This is a genomic window from Faecalibacterium sp. AF28-13AC (assembly GCF_003478405.1).
In the GTDB taxonomy this organism is placed as follows: Bacteria; Bacillota; Clostridia; order Oscillospirales; family Ruminococcaceae; genus Faecalibacterium; species Faecalibacterium prausnitzii_E.
In genome coordinates this window covers 55,345-81,708 of the sequence record NZ_QUFG01000004.1, presented here as the reverse complement: position 1 = coordinate 81,708, position 26,364 = coordinate 55,345, and the positions used below count along the sequence as shown (strand labels likewise).

Sequence of the window (26,364 nt, the reverse complement as noted above, 5' to 3'; positions counted from 1 at the left end):
CTGTGAAAATGCCTCAGCTTTCCTTCCAAAAGCTGAGGCATTTTCTTTTGTCTTTGCCGGGCGGATGTGCTATAATTGTTTTCGTTTCTTGAAGTAGGAAAGGAGTCTGGAACTCAATGGAAACTGCAGTCAAGCCCTACGCATTCAGCCGGAAGGTGTTCTGCGAAGGGATGCGGGACGGTGTGCCCATCGCACTGGGGTATTTTGCCGTCTCTTTTTCGCTGGGCATTGCGGCCCGCAACGCGGGCCTGACCCCCATCCAGGGGTTTGTTGCCAGCCTGTTCAACAATGCTTCCGCCGGAGAATATGCGGCGTTTTCGCTCATTGCCGCCGGGGCTACCTATGTGGAAGTGGCCATCATCACCCTCATTGCCAACGCGCGGTATCTGCTGATGAGCTGCGCGCTGGCCCAGCGGTTTGCCCCCGGCACACCCTTCTTCCACCGGCTCATCATCGGCTACGATGTTACCGATGAGCTGTTCGGCATCACCATCGCACGGCCCGGCTACCTGAACCCGTTTTACACCTACGGTGCCATCGCACTGGCGGCACCGGCCTGGGCCATGGGCACCGCGCTGGGCATCGTGGCAGGCAACCTGCTGCCCCTGCGGGCCGTCAGCGCTCTGAGCGTCGCGCTCTACGGCATGTTCCTTGCCATCATCATCCCCCCGGCCCGGAAGAACAGGGTCGTGGCCGTTCTGGTGGCGCTGAGCTTTGCTCTCAGCTTTGTCTGCAATTACCTGCCGGGCATCGCGTCGCTCTCCGACGGCACCCGCACCATCCTGCTCACGGTGCTCATCTCCTGCGGGGCGGCAGTGCTGTTCCCGGTTCCCACGCAAGCTGAGGAGGCCGAACAATGACATACAACAATTGGGTCTACATCGCCGTGATGGCGGCGGTCTCCTACGCCATCCGCGTTCTGCCGCTGACGCTCATCCGCAAGCCCATCCAGAATCGGTTCATCCAGTCGTTCCTGTTTTATGTGCCCTATGTGACGCTGGCTGTGATGACCTTTCCGGCCATCGTCAACGCCACCCAGAGCCCTCTGGCCGGTGCGGCGGCGCTGGTGGTGGGCATCGCCGCCGCCTGGTTCGGGGCCAGCCTGTTCCAGGTGTCGGTCGCCTGCTGCGCCGTGGTATTTGTTCTGGAATTGTTTTTGGTACGGTGATGAAGATGCAGAAGATCCTTGTTTCCGGTGCGGGCGGCTTTGTCGGGGCCCGCGTGATGCAGCAATGGCGTGAAAAAGCAGAGCTTCTTGCGTTTCCGCGCGGGTTTCTGGCGGCGGCCACGCAGGAAGACCTCTGCCGTTTTGCTGCACAGGTGCAGCCGGACGTTGTACTGCATCTGGCCGCGCTCTCTGACACCGGCTACTGCCAGCAGCACCCGGAAGACTCCCGCCGCGCCAATGTGGACGTGCCGCTCTGGATGGCGCAGGCCGCGGCCGAGACCGGTGCGAAACTCGTGGCGTTCAGCTCCGATCAGGTGTATTCCGGGGCGGCACAGGAAGGCCCCCTGCCCGAAACGCTGTCCCTTTCCCCTTCCAACATTTACGGGCAGCACAAGCTGGAAGCCGAGCAGCGGGTGCTGGAAGTCCTGCCGGACGCCGTGTTTCTGCGGGTACCCTGGATGTACGACCTGCCCGGCTATCAGCTGCCCATCCGGGGCAATCTGCCGCTGAATCTGCTGCGGGCCGCTCTGCGTAGGACGCCGGTGCAGTTTTCCGCCCACGACTGGCGGGGCATCAGCTTTGTGCGGGAGGTCATCGGGAACCTGTACCCGGCGCTCTCCCTGCCCGGCGGTGTGTACAACTTTGGCAGCGACAACGACCGCAGCATGGTCGAGACCGCACGGCAGTTCGCGGAATTGCTGGGCATTTCCGTTGCCATCGAGATCACCGACTGGCACCGCAACCTGCGGATGGATGGCTGCAAAGCCGCCGCGCAGGGCATCACCTTCTGCTCCACGCAGGAGGGGTTTGCGCGGTGCCTGAAGGAGTATAACCTCTCAGGCGGGCCACGATGACAGCCTATTCTTGGAGGATAGGCTGTTCTTCGTACAACCTGTCCGTCATCTTCGGTGACACCTCTCCTTGTAGGAGAGGCTTTGGCATTCCACAGACTTCGCCGCTTCGGAAGAGGGTTCATCCTCCCATCGGCTGGTATTTCTGCAAAATGGTATGCAGGCCAAGCTCCCGCGCCTGAGCCAGCAGATAGCGGTAGCGACACAGCAGAGCCTGTCGCTCGTAGATGTGCTGTTCGATGAGGTCAGTGTCCACCTCCAGGTCAAACATCATCTCGTTCTGGCGCAGGCAGAACAGGCACTCTTTCAGTTCCTCTTCCAGTTCCGGGTGGTAGCGTTCATGTTCCGTATCCCGCGGGATGCGGTCGGACAACAAGGTTTTTTCTTTTTGCGCAGACTGTGCCATCGTGGTTCCTCCTCTTTGTGCATCTTTGCTTCTACTGATTTCCAGTATATGCAAAGAAAGTGAGAAGGATGACGGTTGATGGAGTCCCGCCATAAGAAATCGTCTACCTCCCCGACGACTCTGCCCCATTGCTCTGACATTTCAAAATGTTCCGCGAAAGACCGTCTTTTTTCAAGATTTTGCAAAAAAGTTTGAAAAAGTGCTTGACAACTCCGGGTTTTTCCCGTATAATAGCACACGTTGAGCGGCTCACGAGCCAAACAACAAAGCAGATCTTGGGGATTTGCATAGTGGTAGTGCGGTAGACTCTGACTCTACTTGTGGGAGTTCGATTCTCTCATCCCCAACCAAAAAAGAACCAGTCGAACATGTTCGACTGGTTCTTTTTTCTCTTTGTTTCCCCTATGAACAGAAGCGCTCCGCTTTAGATTTACAGCATCTGTACAGAAGCCGCAAATCGAGACAGCGGTAATTACCCCTTGCCCGCCCCTGTTCAGGACAGCTTGATCTTCAGGTCAGCCAGCAGATTCACGGCTTCCGGCAGTGAAAATCTTGCATCTTTCAGGCGGCTGCCCAGAATATCCACCTTATATCCGATGGCATCCCGGAAATCCGCCTTGCGGCAGGTTTTCCTCTCGCAATCCGGGGTGGGTTGTGGTATACTGGAGCAGAATCCGGAAATCATCCTTTGAAACGAGGTACCCCCATGGAGATCATCATTCATCAGGCCATCCTGCATGTGCTGGACACCACCCTCGACGCCCCGGTGCTCAGCGGCAGCTGCATGGAGCCTACCGCCGAAAAAACGGCCTATTTGCAGAACCACATCGAAAAGCTGCTGGCCAGTGACGACATCCGCCAGTGCCGCCCCCTGCCGGACTCGGCCTTCAAAAACGAGCTGGAGCACAACCAGGACTTCGTGGACCTGTCCTGCCGTATCGCGGGGGTGCTGTTCGATTACATGCACGCCCACACCACCATCCCCGGTGCCGACCTGGCCGTGGTGGATTTCACCCGCGACGGTGCCCCGTGGCTGGGCATCCTCAAGCTGAACTACAAGAACGGCTACACCCACTACACCGAGACTGTGGAGGGTGCCCCGGTCAACTCCATCATCCAGCAGCGGGCCTGCCTGCCGACCCAGAGCGGCAAGGTGGAAGAAGGTGCGCTCGTCAACCTGCAGGACTACTCCATGCGCCTGCTGGAAAAGAAGTACGACATCGACGGCCACAAGGAGTTCTACCTTTCTACGGTCGTGTTCCAGTACACCCAGGCCGAACCGGAAAAGAAAAAGCTGAAGGCTATTCAGGAAGCCGCTGCGCAGGCCGTGATGGACGCCTACCAGGATGAACCCCACGCCGGGGCACAGGTCGCCATGCTCATTGCGAACCAGGCCGCCGACAACGACAACCAGGTCTCGGTGGAGCAGGTGCGCCGCCAGCTGGCCGAGGAATACCCGCTGGCCGCTGTCCCCTTTGACGACTACGTGGAGAAAAGCGATGTCATTGAGCAGTTCGAGCAGCCTGTCACCGTGACGCCCGCCCGCATCCGCCGGATGGAGAGCCGCAGCATCCACACCGCCAGCGGCATCGAGGTGAAGATCCCCACCGAGATCCTGTCCTCCGAGTCGGAAGTGGAGTTCCTCCATGACCCCGACGGCAGCGTCTCGCTGCTCATCAAGAATGTGATTTTGTGAAAGAGGCCCTCTCCGTCATTGCTTTGCAATGCCACCTCTCCCAAAGGGCGAGGCCGCGAGCAAAAGCAAACCGGCGAGGGTTTCATTTTTTCTCTTGCCAAATCCCCTGTTTTGTGCTATACCTTTTCTTGTATTCATGCTTGTATTTATGTAGCCGGGAGGAATTTGAAAATGGAACTGGCACTTATCTGCGCGCAGCAGGTCATCGTGTTGTTTTTGCTCATCGGGGCGGGCGCGGCCGCCATCAAGACCGGTGTGCTGAAGCCGGAAGGGCGGCAGACCCTCTCGAACCTGCTGGTCTACCTGGTCGTTCCGGCCATGATCGTCCACTCCTATATGATGGACTTCAGCGAGGAGATCCTGCACAACCTGCTGGCCGCGTTCGGGCTGAGTGTTCTGGCCATCCTCATCGGCACTGTGCTGACGCTGGCCCTGACTGCCCGGCAGAAAGACCGCCGGGCCCCCATCTTCCGGTTCGCATCGGTCTTCTCCAACGCAGCCTATATGGGCTTCCCGCTTATTTCGGTGCTGTTTGGGTCGGAGGGGCTGCTCTACGCCAGCGCCTACGTGACCGTGTTCAATATCCTGCTCTGGACCATGGGCTACGGCATGGTCAGCGGCAGTTCCAGCCTGAAGGAAGTGACCCGCAGCCTGCTGCGCACCCCGGTGCTGTATGCGATGGTGGTGGGCCTCGCCGTCTACCTGCTGCAGATCCCGGTGCCCGCCCTCATCGCCCAGCCGCTGGAACTGCTGAGCAACATGAACACCCCGCTTTCCATGCTCATCACCGGCATCCTCATCGCCACGGGCGACCTGAAGCAGATCGTCTGCGACCGGCACATCTGGAAACTGGCCGGGCTGCGGATGCTGGTCATCCCGGCAGTGTGTCTGGCGGCCTTTGCGGCGCTGGGTCTGCTGCGCTTCGGCATGAGCGCACAGGTGGTGCTGCTGTTGGAGTGCTGCCCTGCCGCTGCGATCACCTCGGTGTTCGCCGTTCAGTTCGGCCACGATGAGCAGTTCGCTGCCGGATGCGTGGTCCTCACCACTCTGCTCAGCATCGTCACCCTGCCCCTGTGCGCACTGGTGCTGACGGCGCTGATGTAACACGCGACGCAAAAAGGAACCGCTGCGTTTTGAACGCACAGCGGTTCCTTTTTTGTTTCCCATTATACCAGCGGCATGATGTTTTCCGGCTCCGCCCGGAGGAAGGCCGGGGTTTCCGGCGGGGGTGAGGAGAGAGTCGTTTTGGAGACCTTCCACCACAGCTTTGCGCTGCCATCCACCGAGGTGCAGATGACATTCCAGTCGAACGGATTCTCGCTCGAAGCGCCCACACGCACCGGCAGCCGGTTGTCGCTGTCCGCTGCGGCGGGCACGAGGTCATGGGCACGGATGCCCACGGCGGTGCAGTTTTCCGGCACCGGGAGCGCCACGGCAAGCTCCTGCTCCCAGCCGGTGAGATGCACCCGGTGCGCGTCCACCCGGACGCAGGGCAGGATGTTCTTGCAGCCGGTCAGGCGGGCGGCGGTCAGGCGGCGGGGGTCTGCAAAGACCTCTCTGGTCGTGCCGGCCCGGAGCACCTCGCCGCCGTCCATGACGATCATCTCGCGGCAGAGACGGTAGGCCTCGTCGCGGTTGTGAGTCACGAGCAGAGCCGTGCCGTCAAACCCGGCCAGCAGGCTGCCCACTTCGCCCTCCACTTCCTCGCGGAGGTAGCTGTCCAGTGCGCTGAACGGCTCGTCCAGCATCAGGATGCGGGGCTTGCCCGCCAGAATGCGGGCCAGTGCAGCGCGCTGCTGCTGCCCGCCCGAAAGCTCACTGGGCAGGCGGTGGGCCAGTTCCTCCAGCCGCATGGCGCGCAGGGCCTCCGCACAGGCCGCTTTGCGGGCGGCGGGGTCCTTCTCCTTTTTCAGCGCGCAGAGGATGTTCTGCTCCACCGTCATATTCGGGAACAGCGCGTAGTTCTGGAACAGCAGGCCCACGTTCCTCTGCTGCGGGGGCAGGTCGATGCCCTGCTCGCTGTCGAACAGGACGCGGCCATCCAGCACGATGCGGCCGCTGTCAGGTCTGACGATGCCCGCAATGCAGCGTAGGGTCATGCTTTTGCCGCAGCCGGATGCGCCGAGGATGGCGGCGGTGGTATTGCCCGCTGTGAACTCCGTGCGAAGGGTGAAGCCGTCGAACCGTTTGGTGATCTTGACATCCAAACTCATGTGTGCTTCCCTCCCTGCTTCTGTTTGCGTTCCAGCAGGTTGACCGCCAGCAGCACCACTGCCGAGATGACGATGTCCACCAGCACCCACTGCATCGCTCCCCTCTCATCGTTGGTGCGCCAGAGCTGATACACCGTGGTCGCGATGGTGGCCGTTTTGCCGGGGGTGTAGCCTGCAATCATGCTGGTCGCGCCGTACTCACCCAGCGCGCGGGCAAAGGCCAGCACCGTTCCGGCCAGGATGCCCTGACGGCAATATGGCATCCGCACCCGCCAGAAGATCCAGGTGTTGGAAAGCCCCAGCGTCTGCGCGGACCAGGCCAGCGTCTCGTCGAAGCTCTCGAACGCACCGCGGGCCGTGCGGTACATCAGTGGGAAGGCCACGACGATGGAGGCAAAGATGGCGCTGTACCAGTTCATGACCAGCTTGACGCCGAAATGCTCCAGAAAGAAGAGGCCCAGCGGCCGCTTGGCACCGAACAGCAGCAGCAGGAAATAACCCACGACCGTGGGCGGCAGGACCATGGGCAGGGTGAGCACCACGTCCAGCACACCTTTGAGCACACGGGGCAGCTTTGCGATATAATAGGCGGCAAAAATGCCGAGGAAGAACACCGCCGCGCAGCTGATGAGTGCAATGCGCAGGCTGTTCCATAAAGGATACCAGTCCACTTGCTTTCACCTCCCTATTTCGTCTCACAGCAGGGCCCTGCTGTTTCCGGCGTCCGGGATCCCCTTCGGCCAGTAACAGCCTGCCCGGCCTGCCAAGGGCTCCCCTGTCAGGGGAGCTGGCGAGCAAATGCGAGACTGAGCGGTTTACAGTACGGTGAAGCCGACGCTCTCGAACACTTCGCCTGCCGCAGAGGTCTGCAGATACTCCAGGAACTTCCGGGCAGCAACGGCGTTGGGGGCAGCCTTCAGGACGGCAGCCGGGTAGATGACCTGACCGCACATCTCCTTCGTGGCCTCATCCACGACCTTCAGACCGGCGCTGAAGGCATCGGTGCAGTAGACGACACCGGCATCCACGCTGGCCTCGCTGACCTGAGTGGTGACTTCCTTGACGTTGGAGCCGTAGGTGATGACTCCGGCCGCAGCCAGAGCGGCTTCGTCCAGCTCGTAGTAGGCCAGGATCTTCTGGGTGTACTGGCCCACCGGCACATCGCTGTTGCCCATGCAGAACAGGATGTCCTCCGCCTGCAGGTGCTCGGCCAGAGAATCGAAGCTGTCGATGCCCTTGTCGGCATTTTCGGGGACGCACAGGACGACCTTATTTTCCAGCAGATCCACGCGGGAATCGCTGTCCACGAAATCCAGACCCTCGGTGTTCACCTCAGCGGAAGCGGTGCTGTCCAGCTGGTTCATCTGCTTCTGACCTGCCGAAAGGAACAGGTCGCAGTCTGCGCCCTCCTGGATCTGGGTCTTCAGGGTGCCGGAAGAGTCGAAGTTGAAGCGGAAGGTCACGCCGGGGTTCTCCGCCGAATAGGTCTCAGCGATGGCGTTCAGCGTCTCGGTCAGGGACGCTGCAGCGAAGACGATCAGCTCGACGGACTCGCCCGAAGCAGCCTCCGAAGAGGCGGCGGCAGAGCCTGCCACGGAGGAAACGGAGCTGCTGGAGCCGCCGCAGGCGGTCAGGGCAGCAGATGCGGACGCGATGCCGGCAGCGCACAGGAAGCCGCGGCGGGAGATCTGGGCATTCATGGTCATTTCTCCTTCTGTTGTTCCCATAGAGTTATCGTTTACAGCGTCTCCCGCCGGGCGGGGCTGTAAAGGCCGCATTACTTCCGGGCACACTCGCCGTCCAGCCCGGCAGCGATGCGGATGCCGTGTTCGAGGCTGGGCAGGATGTACTCCAGATTCTCCTGCACGGCCTTGGGGCTGCCCGGCAGATTGACGATGAGGGTCTTGCCGCGCAGGACGCTGGCTGCGCGGCTGAGCATCCCACGCGGGGTGATGCTCAGGCTGTGGTACCGCATAGCCTCGGCGATGCCGGGGGCGCTGCGGGTGGCCACGGCATAGGTAGCCTCCGGGGTGATGTCGCGCGGGGAGAAGCCGGTGCCGCCGGTGGTCAAGATCAGGTTCACCTGTCGGCCGTCGGCCAACCGGATGAGCTGGGCCTTCAGTGCCTTGGCCTCATCGGGCAGGATCATGGTCTCCTCCACTTTGTACCCGGCGGCGGTCAGCATCTCCACGATGAGCGGGCCGCTCTTGTCCTCCCGCTCGCCGCGGGCGCCTTTGTCCGACAGGGTGATGACGGCTGCGCGCAGCGGCGGGTCTTCTTCCGGGGGCAGCAGGATCATCTCATCGCCCACATGGAGAGTGCCGCCGTGGAGCACACGGGCGAACACGCCCTCGTGGGGCATGATGCACTCGCCGGTCTGCTGTTTGATGACGCAGTCGTTGTGGCATTCCTTGCCGATCTGGGTCATCTCCAGCACGACCTCACCGACCTGAAAGCGGCTGGTGACGGGCAGATTGCGGAAATCGAACCCCTCCACAACGAGATTTTCGCCAAAGGCACCGTAATCGACCCAGATCTTCTTGCGGAAGTTCTCGATCTTTTCGGCGCTGAGCAGGCTGACCTGACGGTGCCAGTGTCCGCCGTGGGCATCGGTCTCAATGCCCCATTCCGGGGTTAGGGTGGCTTCGGGCACCTCGGTCTTGACGGTGCCGCGCTTCGGGCTGGTGCAAATGGCCAGGATCTTTCCCATATTATCCTCCGATCCGATACATCCCGCGCGTAGCCGGGACATCCTGTTTCAATTCAAAGTGGTGCTCCTGGGGCTTTTCCCAGATGGTGGTGCGGATGGCGCTGAGCAGCGCTTCGTCCGACGCGCCGCTGCGCAGGAGCGTTTTCAGGTCGCAGCCCGCCTCGCTGGCAAGGCAGGGGCGCAGAAAGCCCTGGCTCGTAAGCCGGACCCGGTTGCAGGAAGCGCAGAACTTGCCGTGCACGGCCGCAATGAAGCCCACGCTCCCCTGCCAGCCCGGCGCGGTGTAGTAGACTGCCGGGCCGTCGCCGATGCCTGCCGTTTCCTGACGGGAAAGCGGGGCCAGCTCCGGCCAGCGCTTCCGGAAGCGGGCCAGCAGGTCCGGCCCGGAGATGCAGGGCATTGCGGCCCCATAGCCGATGGGCATCATCTCGATGAAGCGCACCTGCAAAGGCTTTGTCTCCGCCAGAGCGGCCAGCGATTCCAGCTCTCCCTCGTTGACGCCCACCTGCGGCACGCAGTTCAGCTTGACGGGCAGGCCGCTTTCCAGCGCGGCCCGGATGCCCGCCATCACGTCCGCAAAGGCGTCCCGCGCGGTGATGCGGGCGAACACTTCCGGTGAAAGGGTGTCCAGACTGATGTTCACGCTGTCCAGCCCGGCGGCAAGCAGGGCGGGCAACTGCTGCGCCAGCAGCACCCCATTGGTGGTCATGGTGACACGGCGGATGCCGGGGATGGCTTTCAACTGCGCCACCAGATGGTCCACGCCTTTGCGCACCAGCGGCTCGCCGCCGGTGACGCGGACCGTATCCACCCCGCACTGCGCAAACAGTGCGGCAAGGCGGAGAAATTCTTCGTACGTCAGGATATCTTCCCGTTCCAGTTTCTCCACACCGTCCGGCATACAGTAGCGGCAGCGCAGGTTGCACAGGTCAGTGACCGAGAGGCGCAGATAGTGGATCGTGCGGCCTTTTGCATCAAACATAGCCGCCCTCCGCCCGGATGTACAGGCCGCTCTTGCCGCCGCTCTTCTTTTCCAGATGGATCTCGCCCAGCTCCATCCCCTTATCCACAGCCTTGCACATATCGTAGATGGTCAGCAGCGCGGTGGAAACACCGGTCAGGGCCTCCATCTCCACGCCGGTGACGCCGCTGGTCTTGACGGTGCAGCGGGCCTCCACCGCCCGGCGCTCCGGCAGCAGTTCGAACTCGATCTGCACCTTGGTCAGCGGCAGCGGATGGCACAGCGGGATCAGCTCGCTGGTGCGCTTGGTGGCCATGATGCCAGCCACGCGGGCCACACCCAGCACATCGCCTTTCTTCACCGTGCCGTTCTGCACGGCGGCAAAGGCGTCTTCGTTCATGGTAATGATGCCGTGGGCCGTTGCCTCGCGGGAGGTGACAGGCTTGCCGCTCACGTCCACCATCACCGCATTGCCCTCGGCATCGAAATGGGTCAGTTTATTTTCTGTTGTATTCATAAAATTCACGTTATCCTTCGTGTAGCCTTTCACAACGGAGCTGGCTCAGCAGTGCCCGAACCCACAGTTGGGCCAGGTGCAGGTGCCGCAGCCCAGGCAGAGGCCGCCCTCCCCCAGGCGGGCGATGTCCTCGGCGGTGATGGGGTCATCGGCCAGCAGACGGGGCAGCAGCAGATCGAAAATGGTCCGCTTGGCGTACATCACGCAGCCCGGCAGGCCGCAGACAGGCACACCGTCCAGATAGCTGACCAGGAACATGGCACCGGGCAGCACCGGCGCACCGTAGCAGATGATGTCAGCCCCGGTGTTTCGGATGGCCAGCGGGGTGCGGTCGTCGGGGTCCACGCTCATGCCGCCGGTGGTGAAGATCAGCTCGCAGCCCGCCGCCTTTGCTTCCAGAATGGCCGCCGTAATGCCCGCCGGGTCGTCGTCGCAGACCTTGTGGAAGACCATCTCGCAGCCGTATTCCGCCAGCTTGCGTTCCAGGATGGGGGTGAATTTATCCTCGATGCGGCCCTTGAAGACCTCGCTGCCCGTGGTGATGACCGCAAACTTCTTCTGGTGGAAGGGCAGGACGTTCAGGATGGGCTTGTCCCCCGCTGCTTTCTGCATGGCGTCCATCTTTTCCTGCTCGATGACCAGCGGGATGATGCGGGTACCGGCCAGTTTGGCTCCTTTTTTCACCGGCATGTCGCCGTGGATGGTGGCGATCATCATCTGCGGGGTGCGGTTGACCGCCAACAAAGCGGCACGGTCGATCTTGAGCAGGCCGTCGCAGTCGGCGATCAGCTCGATCTTGCCCTCCTTCGGCTCGGTGCCGTGGATGTTCCTGCCCGCAGCGGCCCGATAGAGCAGCGCGGCGGCTTCGTCCTCATGGAGGATGCCGGGCGTCTTTTCCCAGACGTACAGGTTCTCCTTGCCGATGCTCAGCAGCACAGGGATATCCTCCGGCTGGACGATGTGGCCCTTGCGGAAGCGGGGGCCTTTGAACTCGCCCGGAAGGATCTGGGTGATATCGTGGCAGAGCACCTGCCCTGCAGCGTCTTCGGTACGGATCAATTTCATAATTGCTTTCCTCTCTTCCTCACAGCGAGGGCATCTGGGCTGCGATCCAGTCGGCCAGTGCCTCCGGCTCATCCAGTGCAAAATCCGCGCCCGGCACATCGCCCACGACGGCCAGCGGCTCAAAGGAGGCCGGCTCATTGGAGATGGCGCTGCGCACGACTTCGATCTTGGGCCAGCCGCTCTCCTTGAAGCCCTCCATCAGCACCAGATCATAGCCATGGCGCTCGAACAGGGCCAGCAGATCCTGCTCGGTGAGGCGGAACGCTTCCGTGAGCAGATAGCGCTGCCCGGAAAAGACAGCCACGCCCTCGGCTCCGGCTTCGCGCAGGCGGAAGCTGTCGGTGCCGGGGACATCGGGGGTGAAATCGTGGCCGTCGTGTTTGATGACGCCCACCTTCAGCCCCCGCGCCCGCAGCAGCGGGATGAGCTTTTCCAAAAGGGTGGTCTTGCCGCTGTTGTGCACCCCGCTGACGGCAAGCACCGCCGGGTGTTTCAGGCTCAGCTCTGCGGCCAGAGCCTCTTTGCGTTCAGTATACAAAGGAAAGCACCTCCACTTCCTCGCCCGGCTCCACCGGGCCGCTGCCAGCAGGCAGCTCCACCAAAGAATTGCAGCCGATCATGGCCGACAGGCTGCCGGACGAATGGGCCTCGGTGTTGCCCTCGCCGGGGATGGCAACGGTGCTGCCCGACGCTCTGGCCCGCAGGTAGCGGTTCCCCTTGCTGGGCTTGGAAAAGCCGGTGGTCAGGGTGCGGCGGGTGCGGGGCAGGATGCAGGCTTCCTCCTGCCGCCCGGCGGCCCGCAGCAGGGCCGGAACGGCGTATTGTTCCAGAGTGGCTGCAGCGGCAAAGGGGTTGCCCGACAGGCAGAACACGAGTTTTCCTTCGACCTCTGCGGCCAGCATCGGGCTGCCGGGCTTCTGGGCGACCCCCGCAAAAATGCTCCGGGTACCCAGCATTTCCAGCACTACGGGCAGATAATCCTTCTGCCCGACCGACACGCCGCCGCTGGTGATGACGGCATCGCACCCGGTGAGCAATTCTTCCAGCTCGGCGGCGATGCGGGCCGGGTCGTCCGAGCAGTGGCGGCGGCGGACGACGAATCCCAGCTGGCGCAGGCGGGCCGCATTCTGGATGCCGTTGGCGTCGTAGATCTTGCCGGGCACCCAAGACTCTCCGGGGGCCAGAAGCTCGCTGCCGGTGGCCAGCACACCGATGGTGAGCGGCTTGTACACCGGCACTTCGGCATAACCCTGCCCGGCCAGCACACCAAGGTGGGCAGGCGTGAGCACCGTGCCCGCTTCGGCGACCAGCGCTCCGGCGGCGATGTCCTCACCCCGGAAGACCACGTTCGCGTTGTGGGAAAGTTCGGCGTAGATGCGCACGGTCTCTTCCCCGCCGTCGGTCTGCTCCTGCATCAGGACGCAGTCGGCCCCGGCGGGCAGCGGCGCACCGGTCATGATGCGGGCCGCGCAGCCGACAGGCAGTTCTGCCGTGGGGGCATCCCCGGCATAGAGCTTCATCACCACCGGCAGGGCTTTGGGGGTCATCTCCCCGGCCCCGGCAGTGTCGGCGCTGTGCAGCGCGTAACCGTCCAGCGGGCTCCGGTCAAAGGGGGGTTGGTCCATCCGGGCGCAGAGCGGCGCAGCGGCGATCCGTCCGCAGGCCTCGTCCAGCCCGACATTCTCGACCGCAGGCCGGGGCAGTGCCGCCGCGGCATCCAGCACACGGCGCAGCGCCTCGGCAGGCGCACAAAAAGGCTGTTTCATCGAAAGATATCCTCCATTTTATCCCGCAGAGAGCCGCCGTCCGCTATGGCCCGGACAGCATGCCCCCTTGTGGGTTCCATCGTTTTCAAACGGCAGGTAAAAAATGCGGGGACGTCTTGACCGAAAATCAAAACGCCCCCGCAGAAAACACGACGCACACCCCACGCGGCTGTTTGCAGACAGCTGTGCCGGGCGGGGCTCGCTCCGCGCGGGCTGTTGCAGCAGCCGTGCGCAGGGCAGGCCCCGGTGTCGGGTCGATGGGAGGAGTTCTTTTTTTCAAATTGCAGCGTTTCTTCTGCGGGAAGGCGGCCGGGTTTCCCCTGCCACCCTTGAATGCCGGTCTGCGATGCAGGCCCTTAGCATTGCGGCGCGGCGTCAGTGCCCTGCGGGTTTAGACGCCTTTGCTCAAAGAAGCTCTTATACCCTATTTAGTTTTGATCTGGAATGTTTAATCGCAGAACTCATCCACGTCGCTGATGGCTTTGGCGTAGCGGCGGGTGAGATACTGGGTGGAAAAGAGGAACCGCTCGTTCTGGTTGTTGGTCAGCTCCTCGATGTCCGCAAACTCCGGCCTGCCCTGCATGGTCTTCCAGGTCTGCTCGATCTCGTCCGGCGCAAGGCCGTAGGGGGAGCGCTGGAAGTAGCGCAGCGGGGTGGCGCTGGGGTAGATGCGGGCATTGAACCGCACCATCTCCGCGAACATCACACACAGGTCCCGGTCCTCGATGAGCTGCGCGATCATCGCGTAGTTATCGCTCATGTTGGCGCTGGAATAGTAGTAAGTGTCCTTGGCACCGGTGCGGGAGACGATGTCCTCACACTGGGGGTCCTGCGGCATCTGGGCCAGCAGCTCGTCGGCGTTTTCCACCTCCGAGGTCAGCTGGGCATGTGCCGTGACCAGAGCGGCCGCCGAGCGGGAGCGGATGTACCCTGCCAGCTGCTGCGCCGGGGTCAGCTCCGGCAGTTCCGGAGCCGTTTTGGTGGGCTGGTCTGCGTAGGGGTCGTTCTCCGCATCGGGGGCAGCAGCCAGAAAGTCCAGCAGCTCCGGCTTGGCGTCGGCCGCGTCGGTGCCTTCCGGCACAGCGGGGGCCTCCGCAGCTTCGGGCGCGGCCTCGGCTGCCTGCTGCTTTGCAGCCAGCTCGCTGGTCTCGCGCTCCACCACAGCCATCACGTCCTCGCCCGCCTTGGCGGCGCTGCCATCGAACGTGCTGCCCGTCTCTTTCAGGCGGCGGGCGGTCTCGCTGGCGGCGTCGATGCTGAACACCTCCGCCTTGGGCTTTTTCTTTGCGGCCATCTCCGCCTTCTGTAGATCCAGCACGACCTGTTCGGGGTCGGCTGCGCCATCCACAGTGGTGGTATAGCCGGGTTTGCGTCTGCCAAACAACATGGCAAATTTCCTCGTTTCTGTGGAATTTTACTCAGCGGCCTCGGTGGTCTGGGCATAAATGCCGCGCTTTTCGAGGTCGTCGGCCATATCGGCCAGGTCGAACTTCTCCAGCGTCTCGCGGGTGGGCACACCGGTGGTCAGATCCCAGCCAAAGATATTGTAGAACAGATCCTTGGCCTTTTCCATATCCGCGCGGTCCAGCTTGGTGGTGCCGGCCTCGAATGCCTTGAAATCCGGCTCCTTGTCGAAGACCCAGTCGCAGATCGCATCGTGCTCCTGGCGCAGGTTTGCACTGCCGCAGTTGTTCTGGAAGCTGATGGCGGTCATGGCGCGGAGCATCTGGGTGATGCGCTCGCCAGCCTCCTGCAGGCCTGCCTGGGTGTAGGTCTCGCCGGTCACAGCGGTCATGAAATCCGCCTGCAGGTCGAGGTCGCCGTGGTAGTTGCGCTCCTTGGAGGGAGACTGGGTCATGGGCCACATCCAGTTGCAGAGGGTGGCAGAGTCGTGGAAGTTCTTGTCGTTGACGCAGTAAGCCGCCAGCTTAGCCTTGTTCTCGTTGATGGGAGTGTAGGCCTTGGCCTTATCGTAGCAGCCCTCGCCGAAGAAGTCTTCCATGACCTTCTTGGTCACTTCATACGGAGCGCCGGAACCGGTCTCGCAGACGATCTCGTGGATCATGCAGTCACGGTTGTAAACGAGGTTGTACAGCATACCCACCTGCCATGCCTCAGCAGGGCCGTGGTGGTTGGGGAAGCCGTTGTAGATCAGGTTGGAGTTGGTTGCACCATCGTCGCGGTCCAGCCAGCTCTTGGGCAGGCCGAACTTTTCCATCATAGCCAGCGTACCCTTAGCGATGACCGACAGGTCGCCCTCGCCGTAGGCCATGCGGCGGATGAGCTCGACCTCCCAGCGGGGGTCACCGGCCTTCTCCCAGGACCAGGGCAGCGAATCGTACTCTTCCTCGCTGATGTACTTGGTGGCCTCCTCGCGGGGCATCCGCAGGATCCACAGCAGATCGCGGTTCAGGTTGCCGTAGTTGTCCCACAGGCCCATATCGTCCACAGCGTGAGCCCAGGCCAGATTGATGACCATGGTGCCATCGCCCTCGTACTTGAAGTCATGGACGCCGTCCGGGTACACGCGGGTGCCGTACAGCACGGGCATGCAGGTGTTGGAGTTGTGGGTGGGCAGGTCGTAATCGGCCAGCGGGTCCACATCGTACTCGGTGTAGCAGCGGATGGGGCAGGAAGAGCAGCCGCCGTTCTTCACGGTGTACTCCGCAGCCGGTGCGCCGAAGTCAAAGTAGCCCTTGAAGCAGCGCAGCGCCACCTTGTTGATGTCGTTGTAGGGCTGCTCGCCGGTGTCCACGGGGCCGCCGGGGGCCTTTTTCCACATGCGGCCGGGTGCGCCGGACCAGCGGTTCTTGCCGGAGGTGGCGCTGTACTCCGCCCAGCTCTGGGGCTGTGCGGGCACGTTGTGGTTGTTGTTGCCGCCGATCAGGTTGCCCATCATGTAGTTGGACAGTTCCAGCACCTTCTTGGGGTCTGCGACCTTGACACTGCCGGTGCCGCGGATGACCAGGCCCTTGAGCTTCTTGTTGCCCAGCGCAGCGCCCAGGCCTGCACCGGCAGAGTTGCCGAAGCTGGTGTTCAGGGTGGAGTAGTCCACCAGGTTCTCACCGGCAGGGCCGATGGAGGCGGACTCGAACTCGCGGCCGTTCTGCTCGATCAGCCACTTGTTGGAGGCAAAGGTGCCCTTGCCCCAGATCGCGCTGGCATCCTCCAGAGAGACGTCGCCGTCCTCGATGCGCAGGTAGACGGGCTTTTCGGAGATGCCGCTGATGATGATGCCGTCGTAGCCGGCATACTTCAGCATGGGGCCGATGTGGCCGCCCATGTGGCCGTCAATGATGGACTTGCCCTTGGACCAGGTGGAACGGAAGGTCACGTTCATGCGGCCGGAGCAGGGCACACCGGAGCCGGTCAGAGGGCCGACACCGAAGATGACCAGTGCCTTTTCGTCATAGGGGTCGAGGTCCATGGGAGCCTCGTCGTACATGATGCGGTAGGCCATGCCCATACCGCCGATGTATTTATGGTATTGGGTGTCATCCTCCGTCGTGATCTCGCCGGTGGTCAGATTGACACGCAGGAGCTTGCCTGCCCAGCCATAAGATTCAGCCATTGTTTTTCCTCCTTACAGGTCCATGTAGGCAGCCTGTGCTGCGCTGGTGACGGCGTCCCAATCCACGATGGACAGAGCGCCGGACGGGCAGCCTGCGACGCAGGCACCGCAGGCGATGCACTTGGACGACTTGCCGGTCTCCGGGTTGACGGTGGGCATGTGCCAGGGGCAGGCCTCGTGGCAGGCACCGCAGCCGATGCACTTGTCGGTATCCACGACGCGGATGCCCTGATCGTTGGTGGTGATGGCCTTCTGCGGGCAGGCGTTGCCGCAGGCAGGGTCCTCACACTGGCGGCAGGTGTCCGGGAAGTAGACCCAGCAGTTGTCCGTGCCGGAGAGCAGGCCGTTGCCGGCGCCATCCAGATTGAGGCGGCGCTGGATCTTGACGCGGCTGATGTAGGAAGAGCAGACGCCGTCGTTGGTCAGGGTGCAGTTGATCTCGCAGCGCTGGCAGCCGGTGCACAGGTCTGCGTTGACGACCAGCAGGCCCTGGGGCAGCGCCCAGGTCGCCACTGCGCCGGCATCGACCTGCTGCTGCGAGCAGCCGAACAGCGACAGCATGGATGCGGAAAGGCTCAGCCCTGCAAGGCTTTTGCCCGAAATTTTCATGAATTGACGGCGGGTCATATCCGCTGTCAGGAAATCGGTTTTTGCCATAGGTTCCATTCCTCCGTGAAGTTACTCTGCGCTGAGCACTTCGGTCACATAGAAATAACTGTTGTTGACGATGTTCGTCACGGCGGTCGAGGTGATCGTTGCACCCGTCAGTGCATCCACCTCGGTCAGGTCGGCGCTGGCGGCACCGGCGTCCTCACCGGAAGTCGTCAGTTCGGCCTGTTCCAGACGGTAGGCCGCCTGTTTTTCTGCCGACCAATCTGCAAAGGGCGATGCCTGGTCCTCGCCGTCCTGTGCGCTCTTGCTCAGGCCTGCCGCATAGAGCTTGCGGCGTGCCACAGCCTCAGCGCTGGAATCCAGCGGAGGTGCCAGCTCGTCGTCCAGCGGCTGGCCGTTCAGAGCCGAGAGCGTGAGGCCCGCCTCGTACATCTTACGGGTGGCCTCGGCCTCCGGGGAAGCATCGCTGACCCTCCAGTTGGCCGGGTCAAAATCCTCTGCGGGGGCTTCTGTTTCGCTGCTGCCTGCGGCGGCATAGCTCGTGCCGGTGGCCGGGTCGGTCACCGTGTAAGCCTTGCCTGCCAGCGCGAAAGGAGCTGCGCCCTGGTACTGGGACGTGAACTCCGGGTCTACGCACTGGCCACCGAGGGTGTCGGTCTCGCCCTGCGCCAGGATGGCAACGCTCTGCACATTGCCCGTGCTGTCAAGGGTCACGCCTGCCTCTACGTCGCTCTGGAAGCCCTTCTGGGCGCCCACCACATAATAGGTGTTCTCGTCCAGCTGGTACACCGCGCGGATGCCATAGGTAGCGGCGTCGGCATCTGCCAGGGGCAGAAGGGTGCCTGCCACCGTGGTGCGGGCACTCATCAACCCATGCAGACCCAGCGCCATTGCCAGTGTGGCCGCGCCCATGGCGGCATAGCCCGGCAGCCGTCTGCGCCACAACGGCTGCGGCGCATGATTTGCCTGCTTCATTGTTTCACCTGCCTATTCTTATCGTCATGCACGGAGAGCTTCCATGCACGAAAAACAGCCGCTCAGCCTGCTGCAACAGTGCCGAGCGGTATCTTCGTTATAAGAATAACATCATCCGCACAGGTTAGTCAACGCATACCCGCTGGATTTTCCAGATTTTTATGGAATCTTCACGGAATTCTTGCGTGAAATTCGTTCTTCTTTTGGATGAACAGCCTCAATCCGTATTCTTCCGCCAGCTCCACCGACTGAACGGTGGGCATCGTCTTGCTGACAAGGGCGGGAACACCGGCGCGGATGGCCTTGCGCACCATATCCACCGGCACCCGGCCGCTGGTGTAAAGGACGCACTCCCCCAGCGGCACTCCGTCCGCCAGTGCGCAGCCGACGGCTTTGTCGAGCGCATTGTGACGGCCCAGATCCTCGCACTGGTACAGGATGCGGCCCGCCCGCAGCAGAAAACAGCTGTGCACGGCGCGGGTGGCGCGGTAGAGCGGCAGTTCCCCGCCCATGGCTGCGGCCAGCATCCCGACCCAGGCCTCCGGCACTTCCAACTGCGGCACCGGGGCCAGCGGACGAAGGGCCACCGGAGAGGCCACGGTCAGGTTGTCGGTGCAGCAGCTCGGCACCTCCTGCCCGGCGGCGGGGGCCGCGGCCAGCGGGTGGGTCAGGTGGACGCTGACCTTGAGTCCCTCGGCGCAGACGGCCACCTGCTCGACCTCGTCGGCGGAGGCGATCCACCCTTCGGTCAGCAGGCGGCCCAGCGCCAGCTGCGGCAGAAGCTCCGGGGTGCACACCACCCGGAACGCCGTCTGCTCGTTGACGAGGAGGGCTGCGGCGTGTTCGACGGCCAGCAGCCGTTCCCCGCCCCGCGGCAGGCGGACCAGCTCGGCCCCCGGCCGGCTCCCAAAACGGTCTACGATCTTCATCCGCTCACTCCCCGATGTAGGCAAAGCGGGGCTGGACTCTGCCGTCCCGCTCCACGGTCTCGCACCACATAGCCGCCGGGCGCACCCAGAGGTCGTGGTCTCCATAGAGGGTGCGGTAGACCACCAGTTCTTCTTCGGTCTCGCTGTGGTGTGCCATGCCCAGCACTTCGTATTCCCGGCCCTTGAAATGCCGGTAGCGGCCGGGCCTGATCTCATAATGGAATTCCATCCCGTTTTCCTCCTGCTGATGTTTTTCTTATTGTATCATGATTCCGCTCCGCTGAAAAGATGCCAGAAAAATCGCCTCAAATTTTGGGCGAAACGGTCGGGAAGCGTCGCTTTCTTTTGCCGTTTTTTGTGGTATACTACTTATAAATATATAACGTTCTGAAAAAACGGATCTTTCAACCGAGGTGAGATCTTATTGAGCCGTTCCAACTGCACCCTGCGGCAGGCAAATGCCGCTTACCGGGCGCTTCGGCAGGAAACACAGGCCCTCGTCCGGCGGGCCGAAACTGCCCTCATCACCGCCATCGTACTGTATAAGCTCCTCACCGAGCTTGTGTTCCTCCCCGCCATGCGGGGCATCTGGAGCCTGACGCTCCGCGTTTCGCCGGTGAACTACCTGACGAACACCAACGCGCACCAGATCTTTACGGCCCCCAGCATTCTGGGCGGCATCGCGCTCATCGCCATTCTGGTGGCGCTCTGGAACCTGTATGAATTTTCCATCGTGCTGCACGGGCTGGACCGGGCCCGCCGGGGGGAGCCTTCCGGTCTGCCCGCCCTGTTCCGGGTCTCCCTCGCGGACATCCGCCACGTGCTGCACCCGAAAAACTGGCCCATCCTGCTCTACTGTGTGCTCCTCATCCCGTTCACGGACATGTACGTCACCGCCAGCTACATCACCCAGCTGGCCGTGCCCGAATATATTCTGGGCGTCATCCGGGCAAAGCCGGGCATTCTGGCGCTGTATGGGGCAGGCATTCTGGCCGTTGTGCTGCTGACCGTCTTCTTTGCTCTGGTGCTGCCCCTGTTCATGCTGGAACGCAAATCGTTCGGCTCCGCCGTAAAAGAGAGCTGCCGCTGTGTGAAGCAGCGGTTCTGCGAAGTCCTGACTGCGCTGGCCCGGTGGAACATCGGAGTGCTGCTGCGCACCGGCCTGCTCTTTGCGCTGGCCGCTGCCCTGCTGTACGGCATCGCGGCGCTGGTAGGGCTGGAAAGCACCCGTGCCATGCTGCTGCTCTCCCGCGCACTGCAGCTGGTGGAGCTGCCCTTCTTCGGCTTTCTGCTGGACTGCCGGGTCACCGTGGCCCAGTGCACCATCCTCGGTCTGCTCTACTTCCGGATACAGGGCCGGCCCCAGCCGGACGTGCAGCCGGGCGATAAGCCCGCCCGCCGCAGCGGCCGCCTGCTGCTGACGGCTCTTGTGGCAGGCGTCACCCTCGCGAGCTGCGCCACCACGGTCTATCTGCTCAGCCTGCCCCAGGACGACGCCCTGCTCTCGGCGGTGGGCGGTGTGACGCCCCTTGTCACCTACCACCGCGGCGACTGCTCCATTGCCCCGGAAAACACCATCCCCGCTTTCCGGTCTGCCATCCGGAAGGGCGGCGACCGCATCGAGCTGGATGTCCAGATGAGCCGGGACGGCGTGGTGGTCGTGACCCACGACACCAGCCTGAAGCGCTGCACCGGCAAAAACGCCAAGGTGTATGACCTGACCTTTGCGGAGATCGAAGCGCTGGACGCGGGCCGCTGGTTCAGCGCCCGCTTTGCCGGGACGCGCATCCCCTCGTTTGAGGAAGTGCTGCAGCTCTGTCAGGGCCGCATCGACCTGAACGTGGAGATCAAGCCCAGCGCCGCCACCCCGACGCTGGAAGCCGAGACCGTCCGTCTGCTTCGGGCCTACGGTTTCGAGGGGCACTGCGTCATCACCTCGCAGAGCTATGAGACGCTGCACAAAGTCAAGGAGCTGGCCCCGGATATCCCCACCGGCTACATTCTGGCGCTGGGCGTCGGCAACTACTACGACCTGCCGGATGCCGACTTTTTCAGCGTGGAGCATACGTTCATCACCTCCGGCATGGTCAATCAGATCCACCTGCGCGGCAAGACCATCTCGGCCTGGACCATCGCCCAGGAGGACGATGCCCGCCACATGATGGAGCTGGGCGCAGACGACCTCATCACCGACAAGCCTGACCTGGTGCATGAGCTGCTGCGCCAGAACGCCGAGATGGATACCACCCTGCTCTCGCTCCGCGATGCGATCCAGGGCTGGTTCTTCCCCGCCCCGGACGAAGAAGTTTCGGACGAGGCGGAGGATGTCATCGAAGATGTCATCGAGGACCCGGAAGAGTTCCTGGATGCCGCATGATCCCAGCCAAAAGGAGGCCCGCTATCCTGCTCATCCAGCTGGGCCTGAATGAAAGGAACCCCCTCTTCCGCCGAAAACGCAGAAGAGGGGGTTCCTGTTTTGTTCAGATTCCCTGCCGGGCAGGGGTGGTGGTCACTGGCTCAGCTGCTCTTTGTGGTACTGCAGCATATAGAGCTGATAGTACCGGCCGTGGTTGGCCAGAAGCTGCTGATGGGTGCCCTGCTCCAGAATCTTGCCGTGGGAGAGGACGATGATGTTGTCCGCATGCTGGATGGTGGACAGACGGTGTGCCACGATGAGCATGGTGCCGACGGTGCGCATTTTTTCCAGCGAGTCCTGGATGAGCAGCTCGGTCTCAGTGTCGATGTTGGCGGTGGCCTCGTCCAGGATCATCACGCTGGGCTTGTGGATGATGGTGCGGGCAAAGCTGAGCAGCTGGCGCTGACCGGCCGAGAAGTTGTTGCCGCGCTCGCGGACTTCCTCGTCCAAGCCGTGGTCGAGCTTTGCGATGAACTTGTCGGCGTTGACGTAGCGGCAGACCTCCAGGATCTCGTCGTCCGAAATGCCCTCTTCCCGCAGGACGATGTTGCTGCGAATGGTGCCGGAGAAGAGGAACACATCTTGCAGCATCTGGCCGAAGTGGCGGCGCAGCGAGGAAATTTTAATTTTCCGGATGTCGATGCCGTCGATCAGGATCTCACCCTTCTGGAACTCGTAGTTGCGGCAGATGAGGGACAGGATCGTGCTCTTGCCGGAGCCGGTGGAGCCGACGAAGGCGACGGTCTCGCGGGGGTCAACGTGGAAGGAGACGCCCTGCAGCACCCACTCGCCGGGGACATAGCTGAACCAGACGTCGCGGAACTCGATCTCGCCCTTCACCTCGTCCAGCTCGATGGCATCAGGGGCATCCACCATCTTCGGCTGCAGGTCCATGATGGAGAAGACCTTCTCCGACGAGGCCAGCGCCGATTGCAGCCAGTTGAACTGCTCGGCCAGGTTCTGGATGGGGGTGAAGAACTTGGAGATGTACATATAAAAGGTAACGACCGTGCCGCTGGAAAGGGTCTGGCCCAGAAAGCGGACGTTGTTCAGGTGGCCCATGCCGCCCAGATAGAACAGGCAGAGGATGGAGCTGATGTAGAGCATATACACCAGCGGACGGAACACACTGAACACGAAGATCTGCTCCTGATTGGCCCGGGCCAGATTCTGGCTCTTTTTGCGGAAGTCCGCCATCTTCTCGTCCTCCCGGCCAAAGATCTGGGTGACCTTGATGCCGGACAGGTTCTCGGAAAGATAGGTGTTGATATCGGTGGTCGCGTTCTTGAGCTTGCGGTTGGCCCGGCGGGAGAACTTGCGGAAGATGACCGTGAAGAGCACGATGAAGGGCACAAAGCAGAGCACCATCAGGGTCAGCTCGTAGTTCAGGCAGATCATCGCGGTGAGGATGCCCAGGATGACGAAGCAGTTCTTAGTCAGCTGCACCAGCAGATTGGTGAACATCATCGAGATGGCGTTGGTGTCGTTGGTCACACGGGTGACCAGCTTGCCCACGGGGATCTCGTTCAGCTGCTCATGGGAAAGGGACTCGATGTGGGTGAAGAGGTCCTCGCGCAGGTCTGAAATGATGCGCTGGCCCACCCGCTGTAAGATCACGGCCTGCAAATAGGTGCTGGCCATCGAAAAGACCAGTACGCCCGCATACACGGCCACCCCCGCAAAGAGGGCGTTCAGCTCAAACTCGCTGACGACCAGCTCTTCGATGGAGCCGACGATGAGGGGCGAAACGATGTCGTAGGCGATGGAGAAGAGCATCAGAAAGCCCACGAGGACGAATCGGCCCAGATAGGGCTGGGCATACCCGGCCAGGCGGCGCAGGATCTCACCGTCGTCCATGTTGCGCTCGAAGCCCATAGAGGTCTTCTTATCCTTCACGCTGACATAGGCAGCGATGAGCAGCGCGGTGATGACGCCGATGACCGCGCCCACCAGCAAAAGCGGATTCCAGCTCATGCCTCGTCACCTCCCATTTCGTCTTCCAGCCGCTGCAGATCGACCATGCGGCGGTATTCCCCGCAGGAGGCATAGAGTGCGTCGTGGGGGCCAACGGCCTCGACGCAGCCGTCTTCGAGGAAGATGATCTTATCCAGCCGCTCCACCGTGGAAATGCGATGGGCGATGAGCAGGGTGGTCTTCCCTGCCCGGCTGGCCTTCAGGTTGTCCAGAATGATCTTCTCCGTCCGGGTATCCACCGCCGAGACGGAGTCGTCCAGAATGAGGATGGGCGCATCCTTCAAAAGGGCGCGTGCAATGGAGATGCGCTGCTTCTGCCCGCCGGAAACGGTGACGCCGCGTTCGCCGAGGACGGTCTCGTAGCCGTCCTTGAAGTCCACGATGTTGTCCCGCACATCGGCCAGGCTGGCGGCCCGCTCGATGTCCTCCTGGGTGGCGTCATCCACGCCGAATGCGATGTTGTGGGCGATGGTGTCCGAGAAGAGGAAGTTCTCCTGCGGCACATAGGCGCAGGCATTGCGCACCGAGTGGATGGACACGCGGTTCACATCCTGCCCATCCACGAAGAGGGTGCCGTCCGGCACATTGTAGGTGCGGAGCAGCAGGTCCACCAGCGCGGTCTTGCCCGCACCGGTCTTGCCCACGATGCCCACGCTCTCGCCGGGTTCAATTTTGAAGGAAATGTTCTTGAGCACGTCGAACTCGCCGTCCGGGTAGCGGAAGGTCAGGTCCCGGAACTCGATGGCGCCCTTCGGGTCCTTCAGGTCGGGCACACCGGGGCGGTCGGCCACGTCGATGGGGGCATCCAGCAGCTCGGTGATCCGGTTGAGGGACGCCTTGCCGCGGGAGGTCTTCTCGATGAGCATGGACACGGCCATGATGGGCCAGACGATGGCTTCGAAGTAGCCGATGTACTCCACGAGCTGGCCTGCATTGAACCGGCCGCAGTAGACCAGATAGCCGCCGTAGCCCAGGATGATGCAGATGACCGACTCGACGAAGAGGGTCACGAGGACTTCCAGCAGGGTGGCGATCTTGGTGTAGGTGACGTTGATCTCCTCGTTCTCCTTGTTCAGCTTCCGGAAGGCCAGCAGCTCTTTCAGCTCCTTGACGAAAGCCTTGATGACTGCGATGCCGGAGAAGTTCTCCTGTGCAAAGTCGGAGAGATCCGAGAAGGCCTGCTGGCGTTCCTCCCAGCGCCGGGTCATCACCCGGCTCATCAGCGTACCGATGACGAACATGATAAGGGCCGGGATGAGGGCGAGCATCGTCAGCCGGACGTCCATCCGCCACATCTTATACAGAGCCAGCAGGCCCAGCGTCAGTGCGTCGAAGAACATCAGCACACCGTCGCCGAAGCACTCCTGGATGGTGTCGAGGTCGTTGGTATAAAGGCTCATCAGGTTGCCGACCTTGTTCACCTGATAATACTGCTGCGAGAGCTTGCGGCTGTGGTCGAACATCCGCTCGCGCAGGTCTGCCGCGACCCGCACGGCCGAGCCGAAGAAGCAGACGCGCCACAAAAAGCGCCCGATCACCATCAGGACCACGATCCAGATCATGGGCCGGCAGATGTGCTGCAGCAGCACCTCTTTGGTGAAGGCCAGCGTCTCGCCGCCCACCACCACCTGCCCCAGGTTCATGCCGTTGATGACCAGGCGGTACAGCTGCGGGATGAGCAGCTGGATGTAGTCCACCGTCAGCAGCGCCGCAAGCCCCAGCAGCAGCGCCGGGGCGTGCCTGAGATAGTAGCGGTTGATATACTTACCAAAGATCATAGGTGCAGTTTCCCCTCCTGTTCCGATTCCGAACCAATTTGGACGACTGTGCGAAAAAAGCCACCGCATCACATTTGATGCAGTGGCTTTTCGTCTGGAGCGGCCGACGAGGCTCGAACTCGCTACCTCCACCTTGGCAAGGTGGCGCTCTACCAGATGAGCTACGGCCGCAGATGCGGCACACTTGCGTGTACCGATTTTTGGTGCCTCCGATCGGAATCGAACCAATGACACGGGGATTTTCAGTCCCCTGCTCTACCGACTGAGCTACAGAGGCATAAAAGCGACCCGGATCGGGCTCGAACCGACGACCCCCAGCGTGACAGGCTGGTGCTCTAACCAACTGAGCTACCGGGCCACATGGTGGAAGTTAACGGGCTCGAACCGCTGACCCTCTGCTTGTAAGGCAGATGCTCTCCCAGCTGAGCTAAACTTCCACATAAATGGAGCGGCCGACGAGGCTCGAACTCGCTACCTCCACCTTGGCAAGGTGGCGCTCTACCAGATGAGCTACGGCCGCACATTTCATGTGTCGTGCCGGGGTTTCGTTCCCGGCGACGTTGGTTATTATACCGCACAGCGGGGGCTTTGTCAACCATAAATTTTCAAAAAAGCTCAATTTTTGCAAAAACAGCCCATCAGCGCGAAAAGTTTTTTCACGATGGCTGCGCGGGGGCCGGGGCTTTGCCCGTTCTTCACCTGTGCCGGGGCAGACACAAGCAAAATTCAATTGCATTCCCTTATCAATGAGGTTAT

General features: G+C 62.1%; 25 protein-coding genes and 6 tRNA genes. 7 read left to right on the top strand and 24 right to left on the bottom strand.

Annotated elements, in window-relative coordinates:
• Nucleotides 1–116 precede the first annotated feature (116 nt).
• The 3 genes from DWY95_RS06540 to DWY95_RS06530 are packed head-to-tail and all read left to right on the top strand — an operon-like array spanning nt 117 to nt 2,022.
• Nucleotides 117–860 carry an AzlC family ABC transporter permease gene (locus DWY95_RS06540; RefSeq protein ID WP_118552851.1) on the top strand — a complete coding sequence of 248 codons (744 nt, stop codon included), beginning with the start codon at nt 117–119 and terminating at the stop codon, nt 858–860.
• Nucleotides 857–1,168, top strand: coding sequence for an AzlD domain-containing protein (locus tag DWY95_RS06535; RefSeq protein WP_118552850.1), 312 nt, complete (start codon nt 857–859; stop codon nt 1,166–1,168). Before DWY95_RS06540 ends, DWY95_RS06535 begins: the two co-directional genes overlap by 4 nt.
• 5 nt (nt 1,169–1,173) lie before the next feature.
• Entirely contained in the window at nt 1,174–2,022 is an 849-nt protein-coding gene (locus tag DWY95_RS06530; RefSeq protein WP_118553053.1) for a sugar nucleotide-binding protein, read from the top strand.
• A 118-nt stretch (nt 2,023–2,140) separates the two neighbouring features.
• Here DWY95_RS06530 and DWY95_RS06525 read toward each other — a convergent pair whose 3' ends face one another.
• On the bottom strand, nt 2,141–2,425 hold the full coding sequence (locus tag DWY95_RS06525; protein WP_118552849.1) for a DUF2508 family protein: 285 nt from the start codon (nt 2,423–2,425) through the stop codon (nt 2,141–2,143).
• A gap of 276 nt (nt 2,426–2,701) precedes the next feature.
• On the opposite strand from DWY95_RS06525, the gene DWY95_RS06520 reads away from it, so the two are divergent.
• Nucleotides 2,702–2,775: transfer RNA gene (locus DWY95_RS06520), tRNA-Gln, on the top strand.
• Between the two features lie 143 nt (nt 2,776–2,918).
• On the opposite strand, the gene DWY95_RS17370 is transcribed toward DWY95_RS06520, so the two are convergent.
• Nucleotides 2,919–3,149: a hypothetical protein gene (locus DWY95_RS17370; RefSeq protein ID WP_243082624.1), complete on the bottom strand. Its 231-nt coding sequence runs from the start codon at nt 3,147–3,149 to the stop codon at nt 2,919–2,921.
• Between DWY95_RS17370 and DWY95_RS06510 the strand changes: the two genes are divergently transcribed.
• A complete protein-coding gene (locus tag DWY95_RS06510) occupies nt 3,132–4,121 on the top strand; it encodes a nucleoid-associated protein (protein ID WP_118552848.1) in 990 nt (329 codons plus the stop codon). The genes DWY95_RS17370 and DWY95_RS06510 overlap by 18 nt on opposite strands.
• A 171-nt stretch (nt 4,122–4,292) precedes the next feature.
• Nucleotides 4,293–5,225: an AEC family transporter gene (locus DWY95_RS06505; RefSeq protein ID WP_118552847.1), complete on the top strand. Its 933-nt coding sequence runs from the start codon at nt 4,293–4,295 to the stop codon at nt 5,223–5,225.
• A 62-nt stretch (nt 5,226–5,287) separates the two neighbouring features.
• Here DWY95_RS06505 and DWY95_RS06500 read toward each other — a convergent pair whose 3' ends face one another.
• The 15 genes from DWY95_RS06500 to DWY95_RS06430 form a co-directional block, all read right to left on the bottom strand.
• Entirely contained in the window at nt 5,288–6,334 is a 1,047-nt protein-coding gene (locus DWY95_RS06500) for an ATP-binding cassette domain-containing protein (RefSeq protein WP_118552846.1), read from the bottom strand.
• Nucleotides 6,331–7,005: a molybdate ABC transporter permease subunit gene (modB, locus tag DWY95_RS06495; RefSeq protein WP_118552845.1), complete on the bottom strand. Its 675-nt coding sequence runs from the start codon at nt 7,003–7,005 to the stop codon at nt 6,331–6,333. The genes DWY95_RS06500 and modB overlap by 4 nt, the downstream gene beginning before the upstream one ends.
• Before the next feature lie 144 nt (nt 7,006–7,149).
• On the bottom strand, nt 7,150–8,034 hold the full coding sequence (modA, locus tag DWY95_RS06490) for a molybdate ABC transporter substrate-binding protein (protein WP_118552844.1): 885 nt from the start codon (nt 8,032–8,034) through the stop codon (nt 7,150–7,152).
• Nucleotides 8,035–8,111: 77 nt separating this feature from the next.
• Nucleotides 8,112–9,044, bottom strand: coding sequence for an MOSC domain-containing protein (locus DWY95_RS06485; RefSeq protein WP_118552843.1), 933 nt, complete (start codon nt 9,042–9,044; stop codon nt 8,112–8,114).
• 1 nt (nt 9,045) lies between these two features.
• Nucleotides 9,046–10,026 carry a GTP 3',8-cyclase MoaA gene (moaA, locus tag DWY95_RS06480; protein WP_118552842.1) on the bottom strand — a complete coding sequence of 327 codons (981 nt, stop codon included), beginning with the start codon at nt 10,024–10,026 and terminating at the stop codon, nt 9,046–9,048.
• Nucleotides 10,019–10,522 (bottom strand): cyclic pyranopterin monophosphate synthase MoaC, encoded by a 504-nt coding sequence (moaC, locus tag DWY95_RS06475; RefSeq protein ID WP_097792354.1) that lies wholly within the window; start codon nt 10,520–10,522, stop codon nt 10,019–10,021. Before moaC ends, moaA begins: the two co-directional genes overlap by 8 nt.
• A gap of 45 nt (nt 10,523–10,567) precedes the next feature.
• Entirely contained in the window at nt 10,568–11,587 is a 1,020-nt protein-coding gene (locus tag DWY95_RS06470; RefSeq protein WP_118552841.1) for a molybdopterin-binding protein, read from the bottom strand.
• 19 nt (nt 11,588–11,606) lie between these two features.
• Entirely contained in the window at nt 11,607–12,125 is a 519-nt protein-coding gene (gene mobB / locus DWY95_RS06465; RefSeq protein WP_118552840.1) for a molybdopterin-guanine dinucleotide biosynthesis protein B, read from the bottom strand.
• Nucleotides 12,115–13,353 (bottom strand): gephyrin-like molybdotransferase Glp, encoded by a 1,239-nt coding sequence (gene glp / locus DWY95_RS06460; RefSeq protein WP_118552839.1) that lies wholly within the window; start codon nt 13,351–13,353, stop codon nt 12,115–12,117. Before glp ends, mobB begins: the two co-directional genes overlap by 11 nt.
• 448 nt (nt 13,354–13,801) lie before the next feature.
• The gene (locus tag DWY95_RS06455; protein WP_118552838.1) at nt 13,802–14,740 is read right to left on the bottom strand and encodes a hypothetical protein; all 939 of its coding nucleotides are present in this window, start codon (nt 14,738–14,740) and stop codon (nt 13,802–13,804) included.
• A gap of 27 nt (nt 14,741–14,767) precedes the next feature.
• Entirely contained in the window at nt 14,768–16,924 is a 2,157-nt protein-coding gene (locus DWY95_RS06450; RefSeq protein WP_118552837.1) for an aldehyde ferredoxin oxidoreductase N-terminal domain-containing protein, read from the bottom strand.
• Nucleotides 16,925–16,936: 12 nt separating this feature from the next.
• Nucleotides 16,937–17,581 carry a ferredoxin-like protein gene (locus DWY95_RS06445; protein WP_118552836.1) on the bottom strand — a complete coding sequence of 215 codons (645 nt, stop codon included), beginning with the start codon at nt 17,579–17,581 and terminating at the stop codon, nt 16,937–16,939.
• A gap of 21 nt (nt 17,582–17,602) precedes the next feature.
• Nucleotides 17,603–18,511 carry an FMN-binding protein gene (locus DWY95_RS06440; protein ID WP_118552835.1) on the bottom strand — a complete coding sequence of 303 codons (909 nt, stop codon included), beginning with the start codon at nt 18,509–18,511 and terminating at the stop codon, nt 17,603–17,605.
• A gap of 170 nt (nt 18,512–18,681) precedes the next feature.
• Nucleotides 18,682–19,440 carry a formate dehydrogenase accessory sulfurtransferase FdhD gene (locus DWY95_RS06435; RefSeq protein ID WP_118552834.1) on the bottom strand — a complete coding sequence of 253 codons (759 nt, stop codon included), beginning with the start codon at nt 19,438–19,440 and terminating at the stop codon, nt 18,682–18,684.
• A gap of 4 nt (nt 19,441–19,444) precedes the next feature.
• Nucleotides 19,445–19,669 carry a DUF1653 domain-containing protein gene (locus tag DWY95_RS06430; RefSeq protein WP_097792363.1) on the bottom strand — a complete coding sequence of 75 codons (225 nt, stop codon included), beginning with the start codon at nt 19,667–19,669 and terminating at the stop codon, nt 19,445–19,447.
• Between the two features lie 195 nt (nt 19,670–19,864).
• On the opposite strand from DWY95_RS06430, the gene DWY95_RS06425 reads away from it, so the two are divergent.
• Nucleotides 19,865–21,817, top strand: coding sequence for a glycerophosphoryl diester phosphodiesterase membrane domain-containing protein (locus tag DWY95_RS06425; RefSeq protein WP_243082622.1), 1,953 nt, complete (start codon nt 19,865–19,867; stop codon nt 21,815–21,817).
• A 132-nt stretch (nt 21,818–21,949) separates the two neighbouring features.
• Here DWY95_RS06425 and DWY95_RS06420 read toward each other — a convergent pair whose 3' ends face one another.
• The 7 genes from DWY95_RS06420 to DWY95_RS06390 all read right to left on the bottom strand — a co-directional run bounded on the left by DWY95_RS06420 (nt 21,950) and on the right by DWY95_RS06390 (nt 26,128).
• Nucleotides 21,950–23,830, bottom strand: a complete 1,881-nt coding sequence (locus DWY95_RS06420; protein WP_118552832.1) for an ABC transporter ATP-binding protein — start codon at nt 23,828–23,830, stop codon at nt 21,950–21,952.
• Nucleotides 23,827–25,608 carry an ABC transporter ATP-binding protein gene (locus tag DWY95_RS06415; protein WP_158577529.1) on the bottom strand — a complete coding sequence of 594 codons (1,782 nt, stop codon included), beginning with the start codon at nt 25,606–25,608 and terminating at the stop codon, nt 23,827–23,829. The genes DWY95_RS06420 and DWY95_RS06415 overlap by 4 nt, the downstream gene beginning before the upstream one ends.
• Before the next feature lie 95 nt (nt 25,609–25,703).
• Nucleotides 25,704–25,779: transfer RNA gene (locus DWY95_RS06410), tRNA-Gly, on the bottom strand.
• A gap of 30 nt (nt 25,780–25,809) precedes the next feature.
• Nucleotides 25,810–25,885: transfer RNA gene (locus DWY95_RS06405), tRNA-Phe, on the bottom strand.
• A 7-nt stretch (nt 25,886–25,892) separates the two neighbouring features.
• A tRNA-Asp gene (locus DWY95_RS06400) sits at nt 25,893–25,966 on the bottom strand.
• Nucleotides 25,967–25,969: 3 nt separating this feature from the next.
• Nucleotides 25,970–26,045 (bottom strand) — tRNA-Val (locus tag DWY95_RS06395).
• A gap of 7 nt (nt 26,046–26,052) precedes the next feature.
• A tRNA-Gly gene (locus DWY95_RS06390) sits at nt 26,053–26,128 on the bottom strand.
• Between the last annotated feature and the right edge of the window lie 236 nt (nt 26,129–26,364).

Bases quoted from the DNA above. Each gene is read 5' to 3' on its own strand.
- DWY95_RS06540 (WP_118552851.1), top strand. From the start codon at position 117: ATGGAAACTGCAGTCAAGCCCTACGCATTCAGCCGGAAGGTGTTCTGC.
- DWY95_RS06535 (WP_118552850.1), top strand. From the start codon at position 857: ATGACATACAACAATTGGGTCTACATCGCCGTGATGGCGGCGGTCTCC.
- DWY95_RS06530 (WP_118553053.1), top strand. From the start codon at position 1,174: ATGCAGAAGATCCTTGTTTCCGGTGCGGGCGGCTTTGTCGGGGCCCGC.
- DWY95_RS06525 (WP_118552849.1), bottom strand. From the start codon at position 2,425: ATGGCACAGTCTGCGCAAAAAGAAAAAACCTTGTTGTCCGACCGCATC.
- DWY95_RS06510 (WP_118552848.1), top strand. From the start codon at position 3,132: ATGGAGATCATCATTCATCAGGCCATCCTGCATGTGCTGGACACCACC.
- DWY95_RS17370 (WP_243082624.1), bottom strand. From the start codon at position 3,149: ATGAATGATGATCTCCATGGGGGTACCTCGTTTCAAAGGATGATTTCC.
- DWY95_RS06505 (WP_118552847.1), top strand. From the start codon at position 4,293: ATGGAACTGGCACTTATCTGCGCGCAGCAGGTCATCGTGTTGTTTTTG.
- DWY95_RS06500 (WP_118552846.1), bottom strand. From the start codon at position 6,334: ATGAGTTTGGATGTCAAGATCACCAAACGGTTCGACGGCTTCACCCTT.
- modA (WP_118552844.1), bottom strand. From the start codon at position 8,034: ATGAATGCCCAGATCTCCCGCCGCGGCTTCCTGTGCGCTGCCGGCATC.
- DWY95_RS06485 (WP_118552843.1), bottom strand. From the start codon at position 9,044: ATGGGAAAGATCCTGGCCATTTGCACCAGCCCGAAGCGCGGCACCGTC.
- moaA (WP_118552842.1), bottom strand. From the start codon at position 10,026: ATGTTTGATGCAAAAGGCCGCACGATCCACTATCTGCGCCTCTCGGTC.
- moaC (WP_097792354.1), bottom strand. From the start codon at position 10,522: ATGAATACAACAGAAAATAAACTGACCCATTTCGATGCCGAGGGCAAT.
- DWY95_RS06470 (WP_118552841.1), bottom strand. From the start codon at position 11,587: ATGAAATTGATCCGTACCGAAGACGCTGCAGGGCAGGTGCTCTGCCAC.
- glp (WP_118552839.1), bottom strand. From the start codon at position 13,353: ATGAAACAGCCTTTTTGTGCGCCTGCCGAGGCGCTGCGCCGTGTGCTG.
- DWY95_RS06455 (WP_118552838.1), bottom strand. From the start codon at position 14,740: ATGTTGTTTGGCAGACGCAAACCCGGCTATACCACCACTGTGGATGGC.
- DWY95_RS06450 (WP_118552837.1), bottom strand. From the start codon at position 16,924: ATGGCTGAATCTTATGGCTGGGCAGGCAAGCTCCTGCGTGTCAATCTG.
- DWY95_RS06445 (WP_118552836.1), bottom strand. From the start codon at position 17,581: ATGGCAAAAACCGATTTCCTGACAGCGGATATGACCCGCCGTCAATTC.
- DWY95_RS06440 (WP_118552835.1), bottom strand. From the start codon at position 18,511: ATGAAGCAGGCAAATCATGCGCCGCAGCCGTTGTGGCGCAGACGGCTG.
- DWY95_RS06435 (WP_118552834.1), bottom strand. From the start codon at position 19,440: ATGAAGATCGTAGACCGTTTTGGGAGCCGGCCGGGGGCCGAGCTGGTC.
- DWY95_RS06430 (WP_097792363.1), bottom strand. From the start codon at position 19,669: ATGGAATTCCATTATGAGATCAGGCCCGGCCGCTACCGGCATTTCAAG.
- DWY95_RS06420 (WP_118552832.1), bottom strand. From the start codon at position 23,830: ATGAGCTGGAATCCGCTTTTGCTGGTGGGCGCGGTCATCGGCGTCATC.
- DWY95_RS06415 (WP_158577529.1), bottom strand. From the start codon at position 25,608: ATGATCTTTGGTAAGTATATCAACCGCTACTATCTCAGGCACGCCCCG.